The sequence below is a fragment of the Phormidesmis priestleyi BC1401 genome (assembly GCF_001650195.1).
GTDB classification, from domain to species: Bacteria; Cyanobacteriota; Cyanobacteriia; order Leptolyngbyales; family Leptolyngbyaceae; genus Phormidesmis_A; species Phormidesmis_A priestleyi_B.
On record NZ_LXYR01000136.1, the window covers coordinates 1 to 2,908 of the forward strand.

Genomic DNA, 2,908 nt, shown 5'->3' on the forward strand with positions numbered 1-2,908 from the left:
AGACTCTGTGGCGTGACCGCCACGCGGGAACCCCTTTTACATCCCCATGCTTAAAAGACAGGGGCTTTAAGGGTTCCCCAGCCCTCCATTCCGGTAAGTGGGAATACTGAACCTTCAACAATGGCTTGACGATCGCCACAAAGGATCTCAACCTCAATTTTTCTGCCCCCAAACCCTTGAAAGGCATTCATGACTCCATCTGATGCGTCTCGAATTGAGCAATTTATTACCCGTTGGCAAAATTCTAGCGGCAGTGAACGCGCCAACTATCAAATGTTCTTTTCGGAACTGTGTGATGCGCTGGGAGTCGATCGTCCTAATGTCGATGGTAGTGTCGCAGTTGTGCCTTACTGCTTTGATAAGCACATCACTATTTATCATCCTAGCGGGAAGAAAACACCGGGTTATATTGACTTCTATAAAGCCGATCATTTTTTGATTGAGGCAAAGCAGGGCAGCAATCAAGCAGGTAAAGGCACCGCAAAACGGGGCACGAATGCGTATCTAAAGGCAATGGAAGCGGCATTTGTGCAGGCGATCGCTTACACCCGCAATGTATCGAGCAAGCCGCCGTTTTTGTTGACCTGTGATATTGGTGATCACTTTGAGCTTTGGATGGGCTTTAGCGGGGATTATGGCGGTTATGGGGCACGTCAGGATATTTTGCTGACGGATCTGCGAAAAGAAGCAACTTTTGATCTGTTTGTTGATATCTTTAGCGATCCACAAAAGCGCAACCCTGAAAAAATTGCGGCGAAGGTAACGCGAGAAGTTGCCGCAGATCTGGCAGAGTTGTCGAAGCGGTTGGAAAGAAACCCTCATCCCCAACCCTTCTCCCTGGAGGAGAAGGGAGCCAATCCGGTTCCTCTTCTCCCTGGGGAGAAGGGGCTAGGGGATGAGGGCAGACCGCAAGAAGTCGCCCACTTTTTGATGCGCTGCATCTTCACGATGTTTGCTGAAGACGTGGGGCTATTAAAAGAGCATTTGTTTACTGAGGCGTTGGAGACGCGCTGGTTGGCTAATCCTAAAACCTTTAAGCCAGAGGTGGAAGCGCTTTGGCAGGCGATGAATGACGGGACGGCGTTTGGCTTTCATGGCAGGTTGTTGCGGTTTAATGGGGGGTTGTTTGCCGAATCAATGGCGTTTGATTTGACGACTGACCAGCTTGAGGTTTTGTTGCAGGCTGCAAAGCGGGAGTGGAGGGATGTGGAGCCTGCGATTTTTGGCACGTTGCTAGAACGGGCGTTGGATACTAAGGAACGCAGCAAGTTGGGGGCGCACTATACGCCTCGATCGTATGTAGAAAGATTAGTGCGTCCCGTGGTGATGGAGCCATTGCGCGAACAGTGGGATCTGGTACAAGGGGAAGTGCTGCAACTGTTGGGCGATGCGGCAACGGAACCGACTGCTACTCAAAAGAAAAAGGCTGTTGCTGCTTTAGAAGAGTTTTTGATGGAGTTACGATCGACCCGAATTCTTGACCCGGCGTGTGGGTCAGGAAACTTTTTGTATGTGACGCTGGATTTGATCAAGCAGCTAGAGTCGGAGGTGTTGCGCCGATTGGAGGATGTGACAGGACAGGCGCAGTTGCGATTAGATATCGATCAGGTGAACCCTGGGCAGTTTTTGGGAATTGAGCTTAACCCTCGTGCGGCGGCGATCGCTGATCTGGTGATCTGGATTGGTTATTTGCAGTGGCACTTTAGACGGTTTGGTGACATTCCGCCTGTGGAGCCTGTGTTGCGTGAGTATAAAAACATTGAGTGCCGGGATGCGGTGCTGGCGTATGACGGTAAGGAACCGGACGTTGACCCGAAGACGGGGAAGGTACGATCGCGATGGGGCGGTCGGATGATGAAACACGCGGTGACAGGCGAAAATGTGCCTGATCCGAGCGATCAGATTCCAATTTATCGATATATTAATCCGCGATCGGCTGAGTGGCAGGAGGCAGATTACATAGTGTCAAATCCGCCGTTTTTAGGCAATAAGCGTATACGTGACGTGCTAGGCGATGGTTATGCAGTCTCACTACGGGAAACTTACAAGAACGTGTCAGAAACAGTTGATTACGTGATGTATTGGTGGCATAAAGCAGCAGAACTAGTTAGAAGAACAAACACAAATAGATTTGGTTTCATTACAACGAACAGCATTCGCCAGTCTTGGCAGAGCTGTACAATTGATTTCCATCTAAATCAGAAGTCACCTCTAAAGTTAATTTTCGCAATTCCTGATCATCCTTGGGTTAATGAAGGTGCAGCAGTCAGAATCGCTATGACTGTTGCTGAGAAAGACGATAAAAGTCAAGTTAATTCCATTGTTTACGTTGGAACAGTAATCAATGAAAAAAGCTTTGAGACTCCAGAAGATGGGGCTGACCAGATACAGATTCACCTGAATCAATATAGTAAGATTAATAGTAATTTACATCCGGGTATAGACATTTCAAAGGTCTTGAAACTGAAGAGCAATTCATTAATAGCAGGTCGAGGTGTTTGTTTGCATGGAGCAGGGTTTCTGGTTAGTCAAGAGGAAATTGAAATTTGGGGACATGAATATTTAGGGACTACAATCAAGTTGTTTGGAACTGGAAAATCTTTAGTTCAAAGTTCTCCTCAACGTTTCGTAATTGACTTCTATAGTCTATCGGTATCTAAAGCTGCTGAATACACAAAGCCTTTTCAGAAAGTTATTGAGGAAGTTAAGCCTGAGCGTGACGTAAATAAACGGGAAACTCGTAAGCAAAACTGGTGGCTATTTGGTGAAAATATGCCGAGTGTTCGGCAATCTATTGATGGAGTAGGACGCTATAGCCACTGCCACATTGGTTAGGACGCAGCTTGTTTAAGAACAAATTCTACCGCATCGCGTAGGTTGTCCGAGTCGCGCAACTGCTTGCGAATAC

At 47.6% G+C, this 2,908-nt stretch carries 2 protein-coding genes; one reads left to right on the plus strand and one right to left on the minus strand.

Annotated elements, in window-relative coordinates; all coding sequences use genetic code 11:
- Positions 1 to 50 precede the first annotated feature (50 nt).
- On the minus strand, positions 51 to 191 hold the full coding sequence (locus A8707_RS28765) for a hypothetical protein (protein ID WP_156518900.1): 141 nt from the start codon (positions 189 to 191) through the stop codon (positions 51 to 53).
- Here A8707_RS28765 and A8707_RS25905 point away from each other — a divergent pair.
- Positions 190 to 2,835: a DNA methyltransferase gene (locus A8707_RS25905; RefSeq protein WP_068820312.1), complete on the plus strand. Its 2,646-nt coding sequence runs from the start codon at positions 190 to 192 to the stop codon at positions 2,833 to 2,835. The genes A8707_RS28765 and A8707_RS25905 overlap by 2 nt on opposite strands.
- Positions 2,836 to 2,908: the final 73 nt, after the last annotated feature.

Bases quoted from the DNA above. Each gene is read 5' to 3' on its own strand.
- A8707_RS25905 (WP_068820312.1), top strand. From the start codon at position 190: ATGACTCCATCTGATGCGTCTCGAATTGAGCAATTTATTACCCGTTGG.
- A8707_RS28765 (WP_156518900.1), bottom strand. From the start codon at position 191: ATGAATGCCTTTCAAGGGTTTGGGGGCAGAAAAATTGAGGTTGAGATC.